Annotated in this window: 16 protein-coding genes and 2 pseudogenes; 13 read left to right on the top strand and 5 right to left on the bottom strand. The window is 44.1% G+C overall.

The genetic code is table 11. The features are described 5' to 3' along the window. Nucleotides 1-27 precede the first annotated feature (27 nt). Nucleotides 28-2,121 (top strand): methyl-accepting chemotaxis protein, encoded by a 2,094-nt coding sequence (locus tag QZY95_RS11020; RefSeq protein ID WP_290923394.1) that lies wholly within the window; start codon nt 28-30, stop codon nt 2,119-2,121. Between the two features lie 231 nt (nt 2,122-2,352). Continuing rightward, nucleotides 2,353-3,519: a metallophosphoesterase gene (locus QZY95_RS11025; RefSeq protein ID WP_290923396.1), complete on the top strand. Its 1,167-nt coding sequence runs from the start codon at nt 2,353-2,355 to the stop codon at nt 3,517-3,519. Nucleotide 3,520: 1 nt separating this feature from the next. Here the strand turns inward: QZY95_RS11025 and QZY95_RS11030 are convergent, their stop codons facing one another. Continuing rightward, on the bottom strand, nt 3,521-4,477 hold the full coding sequence (locus QZY95_RS11030; protein WP_290923398.1) for an aldo/keto reductase: 957 nt from the start codon (nt 4,475-4,477) through the stop codon (nt 3,521-3,523). Nucleotides 4,478-4,714: 237 nt separating this feature from the next. On the opposite strand from QZY95_RS11030, the gene QZY95_RS11035 reads away from it, so the two are divergent. Beyond that, complete coding sequence (locus tag QZY95_RS11035; protein ID WP_290923400.1) at nt 4,715-5,644, top strand: DUF2333 family protein; 930 nt, start codon at nt 4,715-4,717, stop codon at nt 5,642-5,644. 118 nt (nt 5,645-5,762) lie between these two features. Here QZY95_RS11035 and glpQ read toward each other — a convergent pair whose 3' ends face one another. The 3 genes from glpQ to QZY95_RS11050 form a co-directional block, all read right to left on the bottom strand. Next, nucleotides 5,763-6,857: a glycerophosphodiester phosphodiesterase gene (gene glpQ, locus QZY95_RS11040; RefSeq protein ID WP_290923402.1), complete on the bottom strand. Its 1,095-nt coding sequence runs from the start codon at nt 6,855-6,857 to the stop codon at nt 5,763-5,765. A 154-nt stretch (nt 6,858-7,011) separates the two neighbouring features. Continuing rightward, the gene (locus QZY95_RS11045) at nt 7,012-8,085 is read right to left on the bottom strand and encodes a glycosyltransferase (RefSeq protein WP_290923404.1); all 1,074 of its coding nucleotides are present in this window, start codon (nt 8,083-8,085) and stop codon (nt 7,012-7,014) included. 9 nt (nt 8,086-8,094) lie between these two features. Then, nucleotides 8,095-9,372, bottom strand: coding sequence for an O-antigen ligase family protein (locus QZY95_RS11050; RefSeq protein ID WP_290923406.1), 1,278 nt, complete (start codon nt 9,370-9,372; stop codon nt 8,095-8,097). A gap of 818 nt (nt 9,373-10,190) precedes the next feature. On the opposite strand from QZY95_RS11050, the gene QZY95_RS11055 reads away from it, so the two are divergent. Continuing rightward, nucleotides 10,191-11,378 (top strand): iron-containing alcohol dehydrogenase, encoded by a 1,188-nt coding sequence (locus QZY95_RS11055; RefSeq protein WP_290923408.1) that lies wholly within the window; start codon nt 10,191-10,193, stop codon nt 11,376-11,378. A gap of 507 nt (nt 11,379-11,885) precedes the next feature. On the opposite strand, the gene QZY95_RS11060 is transcribed toward QZY95_RS11055, so the two are convergent. Then, the gene (locus tag QZY95_RS11060; RefSeq protein ID WP_290923410.1) at nt 11,886-12,809 is read right to left on the bottom strand and encodes an amidohydrolase family protein; all 924 of its coding nucleotides are present in this window, start codon (nt 12,807-12,809) and stop codon (nt 11,886-11,888) included. Nucleotides 12,810-13,674: 865 nt separating this feature from the next. Between QZY95_RS11060 and QZY95_RS11065 the strand changes: the two genes are divergently transcribed. The 9 genes and pseudogenes from QZY95_RS11065 (at nt 13,675) to QZY95_RS11105 (ending at nt 18,818) form a co-directional block, all read left to right on the top strand. Next, nucleotides 13,675-14,505, top strand: coding sequence for a cupin domain-containing protein (locus QZY95_RS11065; RefSeq protein WP_290923412.1), 831 nt, complete (start codon nt 13,675-13,677; stop codon nt 14,503-14,505). A gap of 14 nt (nt 14,506-14,519) precedes the next feature. After that, entirely contained in the window at nt 14,520-15,500 is a 981-nt protein-coding gene (gene pta / locus QZY95_RS11070) for a phosphate acetyltransferase (RefSeq protein ID WP_290923414.1), read from the top strand. A 56-nt stretch (nt 15,501-15,556) separates the two neighbouring features. Continuing rightward, on the top strand, nt 15,557-15,829 hold the full coding sequence (eutM, locus tag QZY95_RS11075) for an ethanolamine utilization microcompartment protein EutM (protein WP_020000567.1): 273 nt from the start codon (nt 15,557-15,559) through the stop codon (nt 15,827-15,829). Between the two features lie 40 nt (nt 15,830-15,869). Further along, nucleotides 15,870-16,808 (top strand): annotated as a pseudogene (locus QZY95_RS11080) (SLBB domain-containing protein); the annotation flags it as partial. 213 nt (nt 16,809-17,021) lie between these two features. Then, nucleotides 17,022-17,207, top strand: a pseudogene (locus QZY95_RS11085) (propanediol utilization protein); the annotation flags it as partial. Nucleotides 17,208-17,209: 2 nt separating this feature from the next. After that, nucleotides 17,210-17,767: a BMC domain-containing protein gene (locus QZY95_RS11090; protein WP_290923417.1), complete on the top strand. Its 558-nt coding sequence runs from the start codon at nt 17,210-17,212 to the stop codon at nt 17,765-17,767. A gap of 48 nt (nt 17,768-17,815) precedes the next feature. After that, nucleotides 17,816-18,169, top strand: a complete 354-nt coding sequence (locus tag QZY95_RS11095; protein WP_365971266.1) for a BMC domain-containing protein — start codon at nt 17,816-17,818, stop codon at nt 18,167-18,169. Between the two features lie 38 nt (nt 18,170-18,207). After that, nucleotides 18,208-18,486, top strand: a complete 279-nt coding sequence (gene eutM, locus QZY95_RS11100; RefSeq protein ID WP_290923420.1) for an ethanolamine utilization microcompartment protein EutM — start codon at nt 18,208-18,210, stop codon at nt 18,484-18,486. A gap of 47 nt (nt 18,487-18,533) precedes the next feature. Beyond that, nucleotides 18,534-18,818, top strand: coding sequence for a EutN/CcmL family microcompartment protein (locus QZY95_RS11105; RefSeq protein WP_290923423.1), 285 nt, complete (start codon nt 18,534-18,536; stop codon nt 18,816-18,818). Nucleotides 18,819-18,821 lie beyond the last annotated feature (3 nt).

Below are 18,821 nucleotides of genomic sequence, written 5' to 3' on the forward strand. Positions count from 1 at the left end.
TAATGGAAACTGCATATTGGGGGTAAAATGTTTAAAAGTATTAAAGCAAAAGTAACTGCTTTAGTCATGTTTGCAACGTTGTCGTCTGTGCTTTTAGTTTTGGTTATTTCAAATGCGATTGTTCGTGAGGATGCTGTAGAGGCTTTTACAGCGTCATCGAAGACTGATGCTGCTCTTGTTGAGAATATCGTAAGCCATTTTTTTGCTGGTGCCATTAATACCACGAAGGAAGTAGCGTTGCTTGAAGATATCCAGCAGGCAACGGGAACGTATGTCTTTAACAGCACAGTACAAGTGGATATGAATTTTGATGTAAAAGAATTGCCTCCTATAGAAGCACGAATTTCCCGTGTAATGCATAACGCTCGTGCCACGCATAAAGGATATGAGCTTGTATATTATGGAAGTAATACAGGTGGTTTTATTATGTCAGACCCAACATTGCTTCCAGCTGGGTATGATCCTCGACAGCGTCCGTGGTATCAGGCTGCTGTGAAAGCGCCCTCGGGGTCAGCCATCTCAAAAGCCTATCAAAGCACAACCGGAGTGCCTGTAGCGAGTGCTATGACTGTTGCCAGAGATAAACAGGGTGGTATTCTTGGAGTAGTCGGTATTGATGTTGAATTGTCGATGCTGGTCACTCTGATGCAGGAAATCAAGATAGGAGAGACTGGGCGGGTTCTGCTTTTTGAAGAAGACGGAACTATCCTTGCTGCTCCCGGGTTCACTGATGTAGCGATGAAGCGACTCGGTTCTACAGGGAATAAAGTTTTAGATTCCATTGCAGGAAAACAAGATGGGATGTTTGAGCTTGAAGTAGATGGAAATTCAATACTTGGGCGCATGCATACCGTTAAAGAGACTGGTCATCGCCTTCTTATTATTAAGGATAGATCTGAAGTTGTTGCGTCTGCAGATGAGAGCCTTGTTGCTACAGTTCTTTCTGGTGGTGGCGTAACACTTCTCATTGGTTTGCTTGCGTACTTTTTGATTCTTCGGATGCTTAAGCCGTTATACAACGTCGTTGATTCAGCAAAGGCTGTGAGTCAGGGAGATTACTCCAAGGTAGATTCTAATATCCGTATGACAGGCGAGTTGTTTGATTTACAGTGTGCTTTAAAGGAAATGGTCGACAGTCTCGTTAATTCAATCCAAATGGCAGACCGTAAGACTGAAGAGGCGGAAGAGCAGACAATGAAAGCCAACGAGGCATTGCAGGCAGCGGCTGAAGCACAGGCACAGGCTGAAGTAGCTCGAAAGGAAGGTTTGAATCAAGCTGCGGGACAATTGGAAGCAATTGTAGCTGAAATCGGCTCTGTTTCTGAGGAGCTCTCTTCACTGGTTGAGGAAACTAGACGTGGTACAGAGCGTCAGGCTGCTCGAAGTGGTGAAACAGCAACGGCTATGGAACAAATGAATGTGGCTGTTATGGATGTGGCTCAGAATGCATCCGATGCCGCACAGCATTCTGAAGTGATGCGTGAAAGCGTAGCCCATGAAGCAGAAGCTGTAAAAGAAGTTGTAACTTCAATTAATGATGTTGCTGTTCGCTCTGGTCAGATGACCGAAAGTCTTGGAGAACTTGGGGAGAAGGCTCAGGGGATCGGGCAGATCATGGATGTGATTTCAGACATTGCTGATCAGACCAACTTGCTTGCGTTAAACGCTGCGATTGAAGCGGCTCGTGCCGGTGAAGCCGGGCGTGGCTTTGCTGTGGTTGCGGATGAAGTGCGTAAGCTTGCAGAAAAGACTATGCAGGCAACTTCTGAAGTTGAAAAAGCAGTTTCCGCTATTCAGACTGGAACTTCAGCAAACATTGATGCAATGAAACAGGTTAGTGATGTTGTCACTAACTGTACAGGGCTTGCCAGAGAGGCTGGAGATGCTTTGGTGAGTATGACTTCAATGATTGAGCGTTCCACCGATATGGTACGTGTTATTGCAACAGCAGCAGAAGAACAGTCAGCGACAAGTGAAGAGATCAATAGTAGTGTGGAAGAAGTAACTCGTTTAGCGGATGATATGGCATCTTCTGCTGGCGATTCTGCACGTACGATGGGAACACTTGCAAATCTGTCTGACGAATTACATCTGGTAATTAAAACGCTTAAGCAAGAATAGTTATTGTACAGAATTAACAATAAGTAAGGGCTCTTTCCTTTGGGATGAGCCCTTTTTTTAATATTACTACTTTTTAATGATGTATATTCAACAGGTGTGGTAAATACTATTGGACAATTAGTTTTGCATATAACAGTAGGTAGAGTTGGGATCATTGGGGTTTAGAAGTACTCTTTAGATAATAACCAGTTGTAAAATATATTGTTTTGGCGTGAGCAAGCCGGAGGAAAGATGAAAGATCAGATGACGATATTTTCGATCGTAATGACATCGGCCTTACTGATTTTGTGGGGCGTTGTGTGTTGGCGCATGATTGCGCCGCTGCGAACTCGCCTGTGGGTTAAGCTGCTACTTGCTTGCGGTCTTCTAGCTGCACTTATTTTGTATTATATTTCGAGAATGTTTGTCCGGGAAGGGCTTCCTGTAGAAGTAAATACATCGTTGCGGTGGGTTGGTTATCTTTCTTTGGGGTTTATTTCTCTGACTATTCCGTTTCTTTTTGTGAAAGAATTTATTCAGGCTGGTTGCCGTTTCGGAGCTGCCAAGAATAAACCTGTTGATGGCGCACGCAGAGCTTTTCTACATAATGCTGGAAATGCTGCGGTGATGGCTGCAGTTTTGCCTACAATGGCTTTTTCTGTGCGCGAAGCATTTCAAAAGCCAGAAGTGAAGAAGAACTTACTCCGTATAGCAGGGCTGCCTCATGATCTTGAAGGGGTGACCATTGCGCAAGTCTCTGATTTACATATCGGGTCCATATTGGATCGCGCATGGCTTCAAAAGATGATGGCACAGGTAAAGGAGCTACAGCCGGATATTTTTGTTGTTACTGGGGATGCAATTGACGGTAAGGTCTCTCGTGTGGGTAAGGAGCTTGATTCTTTGCAAAGCTTTACCCCGCCGTTAGGCAAATTCTTTGTTACAGGGAACCACGAATTTTATTCCGGTGTGGACGGATGGGTAGAACAGATGCGGTCGTTGGGATTTTCGGTGTTGAATAATCAACATCAGTTGATTCAAAAAGGAGAAGGACGGCTCTTAGTTGCCGGAGTTTGGGACTATCATGGAGACCGCTTTGGGGAAAAATATGTTTCCAACCCTTTTGAAGCAAAAGAAGGTGCGCCAGAGCATGATGTTTCCATCCTGTTAGCGCACCAGCCAAAAAGTATATATGAAGCCAACAAGGCTCATTTTGATATCCAACTTTCAGGACATACCCATGGTGGGCAGTATTTCCCATGGACGTATGCAATTCACTTGTTTCAACCATATGTGAAAGGCTTGCATAACGTTGGCAAAAGCCAGCTGTATGTGAACACCGGAACCGGTTTTTGGGGACCTCCTATGCGTTTGACTGTTCCCCCTGAAATTACGCTTCATACACTAACCGCGAGCTAGGTTAGCGTTCGCCGTCCCAGATGTTTTCTTTCGTGTATGGTGAATTATATAAGGTGAAAACATTACCGTCGATTATGCGTGCTCCCATATCAAGTTCGCGTATGGCAGTCATATCATTTAAATCTAGACAGATATCCAGAGCACCGGCGTTTTCGTGAATTCGTTTGGGAGAGATTGATTTTGGTATAGCAACAACGCCTTGCTTCATTATCCAAGCAAGCAGTACTTGTGCTGGTGTGCAGCTATGCTTATTGGCAATGGTTCTGATCAAAGGATGTTTCAGCAAGGGCGGAGGAGTGCAGCCATCGGGCGTTGTCATATGTGTTCCCATTGAGCCTAAGGGGCAATACGCGGTCAGTGTGATCCCATGCCTGTGAGCAAATGTTCTTTGCATTCGCTGTTGTTGATAAGGATGCATTTCAATTTGGTTTATTGCTGGTGGAATTGCCGCTGTTGAAAGGAGTGCCTGTAACTTTTTGGTGCTGAAGTTGCTTACTCCGATGTTTCTTACAAGCTCTTTGTCGGCGCAGTCCTCCATTGCCTTCCATGTGCTTCGAAGAGGGACTTCTTCAAGAGCGATGTAGTCGTCATGGCACTGAGGAAGTTTGACTCCGGATTTTAGCGCTACAGGCCAATGCATAAGATATAAATCCAGATAGTCTACTCCTAGATCGTTCATTGTTTTTGTTAGAGCAGGGAGTACTGCTTCAGGCGCATGTGAATCACACCAGAGCTTGGAAGTTATCCATAATTCTTCTCTAGGATATTTTTTAAATGCCTTTTGGAGTGCTGCGCCAATTTCCTTCTCATTTCCATAAATTGCTGCGCAGTCTATGTGGCGGTAACCTGCTTCAAGAGCAGATAGGATTGCTGTTTCTATTTTCTCTGGTGGGCTGAGGTACGTTCCAAGCCCTAGCATCGGGATATTGTCACCAGAAGGTAATTGAACATGTCTCATGAAATGCCTCCATCCTGCATCTTGACTGAAAAAGTAAGAGTGTTGATTTAGCATAGCAGAGATAACGTACATGTAAATGTGATGTTATCTGTCAGTGTGATTTTGCGGAACAGATTAGGGTTGTATCTTTCCTTTCGCAGGTGTGGACAAGGCGTAACTCCTTGACGTATCAGTGATATACGGCAACCCAAAGAAGTAATAGAATTTTCAATAAATAGTCATAGTAGGAGACAACACATGTCACGATTAGGGCTTGGTTCTTTGAAGCAGCTTTTTACCAGTAAAAGCGGCTCAAGGTCTCTCATAGTTGTTTTAGTTATCTTTGTTTTGATTGTGGGTATCAGCTTATTAGGCACACGGGCTCAGGTGGCAGATCAGCCTGTCATGCCAGTTCCTGAAAAAGTGGCTGAGGGAGATATTCCATCATTAGTATTTCAGGCTGGTTACTACTCTTTAGATCGAGAGTTGAACAACTCTACTGTGGGTTGGTTGCCAAACGATTTGCTTATTTCTCCTACGTCATGGTTGGACAATAAGAAGAATCTTCAGCGCGGGATTATTTTTGCTACTCGTGGTGTTATAAATGTGTACACCACGAATTTTGCTCGAAGTGGTTCTGGCGAAGAGATAAATAAATACCTCCTCAAAGCTCAGACCTCTTCTTTTCCATATTCTGAAGATGTTTGGATGTTTGCTTCTTCTGAGAGCAGATACAATGAAGGTATCAAGTCCATTAATAAGTATCTGGAAGACGTCAAAAATGGCAAAGCGATTTACAATGTAAAAACAGACGATTTGTACACACTGATTGACACTCTTGAATCTTTGATTGAGATGCCGCAGTCACGTTTGAAAACTGGTATTTCTTCTCATTTTGAAGCAGATGATGCCATTTACTTTGCTAAGGGTGTCTGCTTGGTCGTTCGTGATGTATTAAACACCGTAAACAGTGCTTATCCTGAGCTTATGAATAGAGGTGGAGAGCAAAACGTTACCGTAGCTCTCGAAACTTTGGATGTTATCGCAACATTTAATCCGCTGTATGTTTTTGCTGGTGGTAACGAAGTTGGTGACTCTATGTTGCCTAACCAGGTTCAGGCATTAGCATCTAAGCTTGATATTACTGCGAATAGATTGCGAGATGTAAAACAGGCATTAGATAAATAAAACAACCTCTTGCCAGTAAGCATTTTCTAGAAGAGCACCCGTTGTGTGTTCTTCTACATATAGAAAAAGAAAAGCCCGTCTCAAATGAGACGGGCTTTATTATTAACGGGAGTAGCTGTTATAAGCCTTGGCGCTGGTATTCAGCTCGGCGAAGGAAGTTCACAGCACGGTCTGGGAAGTCTGTAAACACACCATCAACATCTACTGTGTAGTAGAAGATATCAAGCATGTCTTCAAAACTTGCTGCGTATGGCGGGATGCGGCCATTGTCTAAGCGAAATGTATATGGATGTACTTCCATTCCGTTAGTATGGGCATCTTTAACCATATTAGTAATGATGAGTTTACTACGGGTAGATTCATTTTTTACGAGCATTGGTTTCCAAGGGCCAATACCGTCTGCGTATTCAGCGATACGCGCCATGCCGCCTTTTTCAAACATCCAATCATAATTATAAGGAACAAATTTACCGTTTTTCTTTTCCATGGTTTCGTTCCAACTAGTTTCTGCGATGAGTTGAACCAGTTTTAACTGCATACCTAGTTTTGGGAAAAGTTCCTTGCTGATACGGCGGGTTTCATTGGGGTCAAAGCACTGGAGATATACTTTGTCCTGCTTTGTTGTGTAGCCGTATTTTTTAAGCATGTTCAGAGCAGCCATGCTGATATCTTTACCCTCGGCACGATGGAACCAAGGTGCTTTAATTTCAGGGTAGATACCGACATTTTTTCCGGTGGATTTATTGAGTCCCTGAATTAACTGCAACTCTTCTTCAAAAGTTGGTACTTCAAATGAAGAAGAGAACATTGGAAAACGTCCAGAAAATCCCTGAATTTTTTTCCCGTCTTTAATGTTAAACCCTTCGGTAACTTTAAGCGATTTAATTTCAGCAAGAGTAAAGTCGATGGCAAACCAGCGCTTTTCACCATTTACTTTGCGGAAACGTTTAGGGAATTTTTCCATAACGTCTGTGATACGATCAAGATAATGGTCATGTAACACCACTAGCTTGTCGTCTTTTGTCATAACTAAATCTTGTTCGATGTAGTCCACACCCATGAAATAGGCGGCAGCTTTTGCTTCAAGGGTATGTTCTGGAAGATAGCCAGATGCTCCACGGTGAGCGATGACAATTTTATTGCTGCCGGCAACGGCAGCACTTGCGTCCAACACCATGATGGCAAGAAGGCAAAGTGACAGCAACTTTTTCATAATAACTCCTTAAAATATTATACGCTTACATATCATAAAGTTACGGAAAGGCAAGTTGAGATACCGCTTACAAAGAGAAGGAGTAAAGAACTTTTGTGTCTTTTGTGTTAAGATAATAGGCCATTTTACAGCAGATTGTTGATATAGAGGCTTTCTAGTTGCCAGTTGATTGTACGACCTTTTCTAATTCATCTACAAGCTTTTTTGCCTGCTGGTTAATGTTGAAATGAGTGTCAATGTGTTGTTTTACCAGACTCTTGTTTTTAATTACTATATCGTCTGGAGTCGTCATTAAGTGATATAGCTTCTCAGCCCAAATAGTAGCATCCGCATCTTGATCAATAAGCAACTGGTTGAGCTCATTCGGCCATGCTTCGTGAATCCCGCCCACATTTCTTGCTACCGGAATAAGTCCGCAACTCATTGCTTCGAGTAACGTGTTTGGAAGTCCTTCAAAGTAGGAAGGTAACAGGAAGCTGTCCGCTTTTTCTAAAAGAGAAAAGACGTCTTGTGTCCAGCCATGCCAAGTAATGCTTTCTGATAGGTTTAGTTCAATAGCGCGTTTTTTAAGCACTGCTTCTTCAGTGCCCGTACCTACAATATGCCAATGAAATTGGACGCTTTTTGTTGAGAGGATATGCATAGCATCCATGAGTTCGCTATGCCCTTTTCGTTCATTTAATTGGCTTGTGCTTATAAATTGAAACGGCTTTGAGGGCGATGAAATGGAAACTTCACGACAGGGCTTACCCGTATGGACAACGGTAGTCTTATTTTTTTTGACGAAAGGTAGGTGAGCAAGCATTCCATCTCGGTTATAATAGCATGGAAATAAGTAGTGCGGGGTTAATACCGTATCAAGAAGCTGAACTTTTTTGCAGCATTTCATATCCTTTGGGAGGCCTATACGTTGCACTAGTGGTATTTGTAATAATTTAGCCGCAAAGCCAACGGTTCGTAATTCTTTGCTGACGTTTACGATTACCACGTCTGGTCTTTCTTTTTTTAAAAAAGATAAGAATTTTACGATGCTGATGGGGCTAAAGTCAGACCCGAATTTGGTTGTAATGGCCCGTATATTTTTTTGTTTTGCACGAATTGCGAAACGAGTATCTTTGCCTACGAGTATAGTTTCATGGCCTTGGAGTTGAAGCTGGGCTGCTACATCTATGGTCCACGACTTTACTCCACCCCAATTCGTTGTGGCATTAAAAAAAGCTATCTTCATAGTAAACTGTTATTTGTTTGAGTCACAGATTTTAGTTTTTAGAGAAAAAGGTGAGCAAGTTGCACCGATAATTATACCAAGCATTGTCATTCCGATTGTAAGCCACCATGGCCTGAAGAAATCGTGAGCTGAAATCCCAGTTCCTAGATAGGCAATGTATCCCCCTAAAAAAAATGTAGTATAGCGCCAGTAATAGCTAGTGGATTTTTCTTGTATTTCTACCTTTAAATTAGGCTTTATTTTTTTGATTACAAAAAAGAGCAGACCAAAAAGAAAGAATATACAGGCACTGAAACCAACGATTCCACCATCAACTAAGAATTGAAGGTAAATATTGTGAGGATGTGGAATTCCGCTATGAGCAATAACGTGTTTTAACCCTAAGAGATCGCGTGCTGGAGCAAATGTTTTGAGACCAGTTCCGAATATTGGAAAGTTCTCGAAAATTTTTAGAGAGAACGACCAAATTTCCCATCTTGGGTTTTTCAAAAGAACATCAAATGAAACTCTTGAAGGTCCAAATAAGAGAACTAGAGAGGCGAAGCATGTAGGAATAATAACCTTGTATAACTTAAAGGGGGGCCAGATGAATAACCATATGGAAAAAAAAGCTATGGTTAGGCCGAGATAACCACTTCTTGTATGGCTAAATAGTAAAAGAAAAAGGGCTGGAGAGAGAAGCAAGGTGCTTAAAATGGACCCCCATTTTATTTTTTTTTGTTTTGCAAAAAAGATAAGTCCAAAAGCAGCTGGAATAATGATTGCCATGTAGTTTCCGACTCGAGGAGTTTTCATTGATCCAGTAAGCCTATTTCCATAAATATTGGTCTGGTGAATAATATCGTACCCAGTGTGATATTGCCATATACCATCTAAGCCTTGAAGGAAAGCTGCACCTGCAAAAGCCAACATTAACTTACGAAGATCTCGTTCTGATCTAACTAATTCTATGGCAATAAAAGGAATAAGGAAGCTTTTCCATATGTTTCCGGTGATGGCACGGTAGGATTTGTCTGGCCATTCAGAAAGTAGCACATTCAGGGCTAAGTAGAGAAAAAAAACGATAAAGAATTTTTTCCCCTTAAATCTGCTTAAGTTGGTATTGTGCATTCCTTTGGCATAATATGCCAATAGAAGTAGGAGAGAGCCAATTTGTCCGATTTGGATGAAGATGCGACCAAAAGCAAAAAGAAGCATATAACAACAAAATACGGCAACTAGCGCTTCGTGAATTCTTTCTTGTGGAAGCTGAACCCATTTCTCGTAAATTTTTTTTTGAAAGCCCATATTTAAACCCCAGTAAAGTTCGTTAGATAGATACCTAAGCCATTATTTGTACGAGGAAGTAGTTCCAGTGTTTAGCCGGAATATACATACAACTTGCTATTTTCGTTCTCTTTTCTAAAAAGAGATATCGACCAATATAGGTATAGCGCTAAACGCGTCAATCATTTTGTAACAGACCCCCATCTCGTAAAAACATTTGCATGTGATAGGTGTGAATGTTGTTTTTTTGCATCATGACTCGGCTGAAAGCGATTCGAAAAAATGCATTGTTACAGCTAGCTTGTGAAAAATAGAATAAGTTGCCAGTGCTGCTAGATAGCTAAAGTGCAGTGCTAGGTTAGACTGATGTTGCATTAATGCATCTTTTTTGAGGCATGTTGCATAACAGATTCAACGGTAACGGTTTCATTCTTTTGATAAAGGAAGTGAAACAGTAGAAAACAAAAGTGTTGTGTGTGCATATAGTGCAAAATTACAAATAAGAAAAAAAATGAAAAAAATAAATTTTTTATAATAGTCTGAATTTTAATGAAAAAAAATCATTAATAGTAATTCTTCCATTACTGCCTAATTAGAACTTGGTTGTTTGCACATTTATTGCTAAATGAAATTGCTTGTTAATTTTCGTACAAAGCACTTTTTGCTTTGCGTTAATTACTATCACAGTAAAGCGCTGTGAATAGTTTGCCGGAACAAACGAAGTGAAGAGCGTTTAAGTCGCAGGGGTAGTGACATGTTCTGGCGAAATTAAAAGGTTTTTTGGGTTACTGAATTTTATTTGGTGCAAACAGCAACTTTCATCACCGGAAGGAATTGAGATGAGCTTTCAGCAGACAGTAGCACCTGTCGAATTTTACATGCCGCCAGTCACAGTTATCGGATCTGGCGCAATTAAAGAGATTCCAGCAAGACTTGCGTCTCTGGGAGGTACCAAGCCTTTACTCGTAACCGATAAAGGTATGACGCAGCTTGGGGTTACCGCTTCTATCGTGCAGCTTTTACAGGGCGCTGGCATGCAGTGTGCTGTGTACGACGAAACTGTACCTAACCCTACTGATAAAAACGTAAGTGATGGCCTTACACAGTACTCCTCCAATGGTTGTGACTGCATCATTACCCTTGGTGGCGGTAGCGCACACGACTGCGGTAAAGGTATCGGCATTGTAGCAACAAACGGTGGCACAATTCATCAGTACGAAGGTGTAAACAAGGCTCGTGTGGCTATGCCTCCTTTCCTTGCTGTTAACACTACCGCAGGTACCGCGTCTGAGATGACACGTTTCTGCATTATCACTGATACCGCGCGTAAAGTTAAAATGGCGCTTGTTGATTGGCGTGTTACTCCAAGTATTGCTCTTGACGATCCTGAGTTAATGGTTGGTATGCCTCCAAGTCTGACTGCAGCAACTGGTCTTGATGCTTTGACTCACGCCGTTGAAGCTTATGTTTCAACCGGTGCGACACACATGACAGACGCAAACGCTGAAAAAGCTATTAAACTTATTTCTAAATATCTGCGTCGTGCTGTTGGTAACGGTCGTAACCTCGAAGCACGTGAAGCTATGTGTTACGCACAGTATCAGGCTGGTATGGCGTTTAACAACGCTGGTCTTGGTTATGTTCATGCAATGGCTCACCAGCTTGGTGGCTACTTGAACTTGCCGCATGGTGAGTGTAATGCAATCCTCCTGCCGCATGTTTGTGAGTTTAACATGCTCGCAGCAATGGATCGCTTTGCGGAAATGGCTGAGTTCTTCGGTGTTCAGGGTACAGCGCGTACCCAGCGTGAAGCTGCTAGCAACGTAATTCAGGCAATTCGTGATCTCATGCAGGACGTTGGCATTCCAGCAAGTCTTACTCTTCTCGCTAAGAAATACGGTAAGACTGTTAATCCTGAAGACTTTGAAGTTATGGCAGAGAGTGCAATGAAAGACGCTTGTGCAGCTACAAACCCTCGTGGCATGCGTAAAGAAGACATCATCGCAATCTACCGTAAGATTTTATAGTCTTTCTCTTTACTGAGTACGTTAAAAAAGCATCTGGCATTATATGCCAGATGCTTTTTTTTGTTCATAGAGAGTAGGGTAATTGCCCCCTTAGGGCTGTAGAACGAATAGCGAGGTTTAGTGAAAGTAACTGGGGGCGCGAACCTATTGAGCATAAAACAAAATGCCCTGATTTCCTGGCAAGGGAAATCAGGGCATTTGTGGGGAGTGTGCTCCCGTGCCCAGACAAGGCTTGAAAGATGAGGGACAAAAACTGGCTTAAGAAGCGGGGAGAATCTTAAAGCCGCGCGTGGTACCTGCGCTATGTCACCTCAAGCAGGGTTCGGAATGGAGTGTTCCGTATAGTAACCGGAGCAGATGAACAGCTTAGAGGCATGATCAAAGGAGGAGCTGATCAACTATCCGGTTCAAAAAAATATGTGGCGCTGTGTGCGCTGTAATTTCCAGATTGCGCATACGTGGAGTATGCGCAATCTGGAAAAATAGAAACAACGTAAGTTGTAAAGACTAGTTACCGAGGCGTGCGAGAACTTCAGTAACGATGTCTTTTACGAGGTCAGCAGAAGCTGCACCACCAGCTACGGAACCAGCAGGAGCGGTTTCGAGGCCGAGGAGTTTTGCTGCGTTGTCGTGCATAACTTTCTGGCGAACTTCAGGAGTGAAAGGAAGTTCACTGTAAGTCTGAAGTGCCTGACGGAAATCAATGAATGGGTGAGCAGATGCGTAAAGCAGCTTGTCAGAAATCATTGTGTTAGCAGCCTGAATGTAAGCTTCAGACATTGGGGAACGTTCGTATTCAGAAATTTCAATAAATACGTTTTTGTTACGTTCAGCAACAATGATAGCTTCGTTAACCCATGGGTAGCCGCCGTGGCTGATAACGATTTTGAGCTCAGGGAAGTCGCGAGCAACAAAGTCAATGTAGCGAGGTGCAACGTGGTCAACTACTGCTGCAGGAACGAGAGTAGCAGGACCGGTTGTGAATACGAGAGGGATCTCGAGTTCGCAACATTTTGCGTAAATTGGGTAGTACTTAGCATCGTTCGGGTAGAGCTGTGCAAGGTATGGGTCAACAGCAGCACCACGGAGACCGAAAGTCTGAACAGCGTGGTTCAGGTCGCGGATGCCCTGCATGCCTTTGTGTGGATCCATACCGAAGAAGCCGATGAACTTCTCTGGGTGTGCCTGAACAAAGTCAATAACACTCTGGTTGTTAGCTTTGGAACCGTAAGTGGTTTCACAGTCACGACCAGTGATAACAGCGCGTACAACGTTGTTAGCAGTGAGGTCCTGAACACACTCAGCTACGGTCTGAGCTTTCATTTTAGAAAAGTCAATGTGCTGGCAGAGACCTTTGAACATAGAGCTGTTCTGGATTCCGCTCAGAGTTTCCGCAGTGTTAGGACGGAAACGGAAGTCAATCACGTTCATTGCAAATCCCCTATGGGTTTTCATCCATCGCCAGAAACATAACAATATGCTTCATGGCGTTATTAAAATAATTTGGTAGAATATAAAATACTGCCAGCAGTGTAACAGCAAGTAGAATGCCAGAACGTACTAAAACAGCCTTGTGAAAAGAAGATTTTGCTTTTTTAGGGCAGGGGAAAGTGCTTGAATGCGAGGGATTAACCAAATGAATCTATAGCAAAACTAGAAAAATTAGGCGAAACGAATTGATTAGTTAATCAAAGTTTTTCATGAAAAAACACCTAGCTAGAGGTCTTAGAACTGGAAAAAAAGGGGTGAAATTTGATGCGTACTTGCAGCATTGAGACGAAAAGTAACCTAATTGTACGGAATGCAATGCTTTGCGAGAAAAATGACGATGTTGCATGTTGGCATCTTAAGTAAAATTGTTACTTACTGTTAGTAAAACTGAAGAATATAACTTGTTGAAATGATATAACTAGACTAAATTATTAGTAATCAATATCGATTAAATCTTTATGTTGTAGAAATGCATCCTGTTTATAATTCCACTGAGTAAAGTGGTTTTGCTTCTCTCTTGTGTTATAAATCACAAAGCTTTTCTTCTTTTCTTTTTTTTCTTCCTTTCTCTCTCAACATGCAGAAAACAACAGTTTATTTGTAAACGTCTCCATTCGTGACAAGTCTTTTAACATTATGTATAGAGACACGTCTTTTTGTGCACAGTTGTTGCATGAAAGCGTAGTGCCTGCTCTCATTTTGCAGGTCTATATAAATGTTACGCACAGGTTTTTTCTTAGCCTGGAAAAACTTGAGCAAATGACTGAAAGCCCCATACTAGAACAGCCAACACTGGAGGTACTGCATGGGAAAACGGATAGTCACCGAGGCTGACGTTCACAAAAGTATTGAAAGTGGGTCTAAAACTCTTAGACTTAACCTTTGTGAATGCATTATTACTCCACAGGCTCAGGATCAAGCTGAACTGCTTGGAGTAACTTTCATCGATTCTTCTCTTGAAGATGCTGCGCCTGCACAGGCTTGTAGCGCATCTGCTCCTGAAGCATGTGCCGCTCCAGCTCCTGCACCAGTAGAAGCTCCAGTAGCAGCCCCGGCTGCACCGGTCGCTCCGGCAGCACCAGCTGCGCCGGCACCGGCTCCAGAGTGCTCTGAAGCTGATATTGTTGTGCTGCAGGTTTGCGCGCTCCTGCAAGATAAGCTTCCGGCAGGAACAAGCCTTGATGTTCTCGAGGCCATTGTACGCCGTGTTGTTACCGCTAAACTTGGCGAAACACCATGTGCTACTGATACTCCTGCTGCACCAGCTTCTGCCGCTCCGGTTGCTGAACCGGCTACTGGCAATAACGGTGTTTGCTTTATCGACGGACAGCGCTTGCAGAAACAAGGTTCCAGTCCTGTAGCAGTTGACGAGCAGGTATTTATTGCAGACGCAATTGGCGCATGTGATAATGCTAAGCTTGCTGGCGGTTACATGGAATGGGAACGCGCTTCCTTTACTCGTACTGTAGAATCCCCTGAGATTGGTATTGTCCTTGAGGGCGAATTACATCTTACCATCGGTTCCGAGACTAAAATCGGTAAAGCCGGTGACATGATGTACTTCCCTGAAGGTGTTGAAGTTACCTACAGTACTCCTTCTTCTGTACGCATTGCTTGCGTAAACAACATCCAGTAATCACGGAGATTGATGTGAGCATTCTGGAACGTTGTAAAGAAGCATGTAGACAGAATCCTAAGACTGTTGTGTTCCCGGATTGTCTTGACGAGCGTGTGTTTGAAGCCGCAACCCGCCTTAAGGCGGACGGCCTTTGTGAACCAGTGCTTGTTCAGTCCCCTTTTGCTGTTCGCAGCAAAATGCGTGAGGCTAAAATCCGCACTTCCGGTTTTACCGTAGTTGACCACACCAGTCCTACACTGCTTGAAAAAAATGCAACCGAGTTTTTCGCAATGCGCGAAAAGAAAGGCAAGCCGATCACAATGGATGCTGCTGTAAAAGCCATGCGTTGTCCGCTTGCTGGTGCTGCCATGATGGTTCGCCGTAATGAAGCACAGCTTGGTGTTGCTGGTAACCTCTCCTCTACTGGTGATGTTATCCGCGCCGGGTTGCATATGTTGCCAAAACAGAAAGGTCTTAAAACCGTTTCTAGTTTCTTTTTCATGATTGCCCCTGAAGGTGGTAAGGACTACATTTTTGCAGACTGTGGCGTTGTACCTGCTCCTAACGCAGCTACACTTGCAGATATCGCCATTGCATCTGCGGATAAAGCCCGAAAGCTTCTTGGTGAAGAACCAAAAGTTGCCATGCTCTCTTTCTCTACTAAAGGTAGTGCAAAGCATGATCGTGTAACTCTTGTTCAGGAAGCTTTGGTAAATGTCCGTGAACGTGAATCTGATCTTCTCATTGATGGTGAATTGCAGCTTGATGCTGCGATTGTACCAAGCGTTGCTGCTTCCAAGGCTCCTGAGAGCCCAATTAAAGGTGAAGCTAACGTACTGGTATTTCCATCCTTGGAAGCAGGAAACATTGCATACAAGCTTGCACAGCGTCTTGGCGGTTACACCGCATTAGGACCGCTTTTGCAGGGCTTCGCTGCTGGTTGGCATGACCTTTCCCGTGGCTGTAGTGCAGATGATATTTATAAAGTTGCCGTAGTAGGCCAGTGCCTCTAGTCCGGCAAACAAAGTAAAACATACGTCAGTTACTGACTAATTAATTGGAGGATACAATGGACGCATTAGGAATGATCGAAACTAAAGGTCTTACCGCACTTATCGAAGCTTCTGACGCAATGGTAAAAGCTGCTCGTGTACAGCTCGTTGGTTACAAGCAGATCGGTGCTGGTCTTGTTACTGCAATCGTTCGTGGTGACGTAGCTGCTTGTAAAGCTGCTACCGACGCAGGTGCAGCAGCTGCACAGCGCATCGGTGAAGTTGTAGCGGTTCACGTAATTCCTCGTCCTCACGGCGACCTGGAAGACGTTTTTCCTTTTAAACGCTAATAGCGCTCTTTGTAGCCCTTAACGCACAAAGAAGAATGTCATGGACAAAGTAACACTTATCCGTTCGATCCAGAATGCTGGTGTTGTCGGAGAAGGCGGGGCCGGTTTTCCGGCCCACGTCAAATACGACGCACAAGTAGATACGGTCATTGCCAATGGTTGTGAATGTGAACCATTGCTCCATACTGATCAGTACATCATGAAGTCCCACGCTTCTGACATCATTCGTGCCATGCAGGCTGTTGTAGCAGCTACAGGGGCTACACGTGGTGTTATTGGCATTAAACGCAAATATACTGAACTCGCAGAAATTTTTGCTAAGGGTATTGAAGGTACTGGCCTTGAGCTTGCACAGCTCGATAACTTTTACCCGGCAGGTGATGAGCAGATTCTGGTTCATGAAGTAACCGGAAAGACAATTCCTCCTTTGGGATTGCCTAAAGATGTAGGCGCTGTGGTTGCTAACGTCGGTACTCTGCAGACTGTTGCAGATGCTATGGACGGCAAGCCGCTTACTCATAAGGTGCTCACAGTTACCGGTGATGTAGCCAAACCTTCTGTTATCCGTGTACCTCTGGGTACCAGCCTCAAAGAATGTCTCGAGTTCTGTGGTGGTGCAACCAACGCAGATCCTGTATACATTCTTGGCGGCCCGATGATGGGACGTATGTGTGATTCTCAGGCTGCCTTTGAGAATGAAGTAATCACAAAAACCAGCGGTGGTCTTATTGTGCTCCCTCGCGGACACTACCTGCATAAGCAGGCGACCCTCGACCTTCACACCATGCAGCGTCGCGCTGCAACAGCCTGTATCCAGTGTCGCATGTGTACAGAGCTGTGCCCACGTTACCTCGTAGGTCACAGCTTTGAGACTCATAAAGTTATGCGTGCATTTGGTGGTGGACAGGATGTTGCAATGGGTGCCACTCAGGCAGCCATGTGTTGTGAATGTGGTGTTTGTGAACTCTTCAGCTGTCCTATGGGACTTTCCCCGCGTCGTATCAACAGCGCGTTGAAAGGTCAGTTCCGTGAAAAAGGTGTTCAGTACACTGGACCGCGTGAAGTTCGTTCCGAGCAGTCTGCAATGCGTCCGTACCGTAAAATTCCGGTACCGCGTCTTGCATCAAAAATCGGCATTGCTGATTACATGAATATTCATCCTGAATTTGAAGGCGATTACAAACCAGCTCAGGTAAGTCTCCCACTTCGCATGCACATTGGAGCACCTTGTGTTCCTCAGGTGAAAGTTGGAGATACCGTAACGGTTGGTCAGCTTATCGGTGCAGTGCCTGAAGGCGCTCTCGGTGCAACCGTTCATGCTTCTATTGCAGGTACTGTAGTAGAAGTTGGCAACAATATCGTCATTAAAGGAGCATAGTTGTGGTAACTCAACTCCAGTCTGTTGGTATGATCGAATTTACTTCTATCGCAGCAGGCATTGAAGCAGCAGACCGCATGATGAAAGCTTCTCTTGTAGAACCTCTCATGCTTAAAACCATCTGTCCCGGCAAATTTGTCGTTGCAGTACATGGTGATGTTGCAGCTGTTCAGTCTGCGGTAGACGCAGGTATGAGCCGCGCTGACGGTACTGTTGCGGATCATTTTGTAATCCCTAACATCAACGAAGCTGTTGTTTCTGCAATGGCATGTGCAACTCCGGAACCTTCCGGTTCTGCTGTTGGTGTTATCGAAACTTTCTCCGCAGCGTCTTCTATTCTCGCAGCAGATACAGCAGCTAAAACAGCTGATGTAGATATCGCAGAAGTACGCATTGCAATGGGTCTCGGTGGTAAAGCTTTCTGTATTCTCACCGGCGACGTAGCAGCAGTAAACATGGCAGTTGAAGCAGCATCTAATGTTGTTTCTCAGAGTGCTATGCTTGTTCGCAAAGTCGTTATCCCTAGCGCAGCTCCGGAAGTTTTGCGTAATATTTTGTAGACGCAGCTTTATAGTTGCGTCGTTGAAGAACGAAAGGAACGTATCGTTATGAACGACTCTTTAGGTTTAGTTGAAGTTGTAGGTCTCGTAGCTGCTGTTGAAGCTGCAGATGCTATGTCCAAAGCTGCTCGCGTAAATGTACGTAGCGTAGCAAACGCTGATGCAGGTCTCTTGACTGTTATTTGTGAGGGTGACCTTGCTGCAGTTGGTGCTGCTGTAGACGCTGGTAAAGCTGCTGCATCTCGCCTTGGCGAATGCGTAGGTACCAACGTTATTGCTCGTCCTGGTGACGGCCTTGGTGACATGATTGCAAATAAAATTGGTTCTATCTTTGATGAGCCAAAAGGTAAGCCTGCAAAAGCTGCTGAAAAGCCTGCTAAGCCGGTTCAGAAGAAAAAATAGATCGGACTATTCCGATTTTATATAAATAGGAGATACACATGGGCGATGCTCTTGGTATTATTGAAGTAAAAGGCATGACTGCTCTCGTTGAAGCGTCTGACGCCATGACTAAAGCTGCACGCGTTGAACTCGTAGGTTACGAGCGCATCGGTGCTGCACTTGTTGTTGCTCTTATCCGTGGCGACGTTGCTGCTTGCAAAGCTGCTATCGATGCTGGTGCTGCTGCAGCACAGCGCGTTGGTGAAGTTGTAGCAACTCACGTTATCCCACGTCCTCATGCTGATCTTGAGGAAGTTTTCCCTATTAAAACTAAGTAAACTGCCAACGGAAGACTGCTTGGTGGCAATTGAAAAGGAGAGACAACATGGAATTAGGAAGAGTACGAGGACAGGTAGTTTCTACTGTTCGTGATCCGGGCGTGCCTCCTGTAACGTTGCTGCTGGTAGATCTTGTTACCGCTGACGGTCAAGTTGTTCGTTCTGGGCAGGTAGCAGCTGACACCCTTGGTGCCGGTGAAGGTGAAATTGTTTTGTTAGTTCGTGGTAGCTCCGCGCGTTTTACTATGAATGACAGACCTCCTCTTGACCTGAGTGTAATCGCGATTATCGACCAGATTACCGCACAGGGCGAAACGGTTTACAATAAATAATAT

This window comes from Halodesulfovibrio sp. (assembly GCF_015482765.1).
Classification (GTDB): Bacteria; Desulfobacterota; Desulfovibrionia; order Desulfovibrionales; family Desulfovibrionaceae; genus Halodesulfovibrio.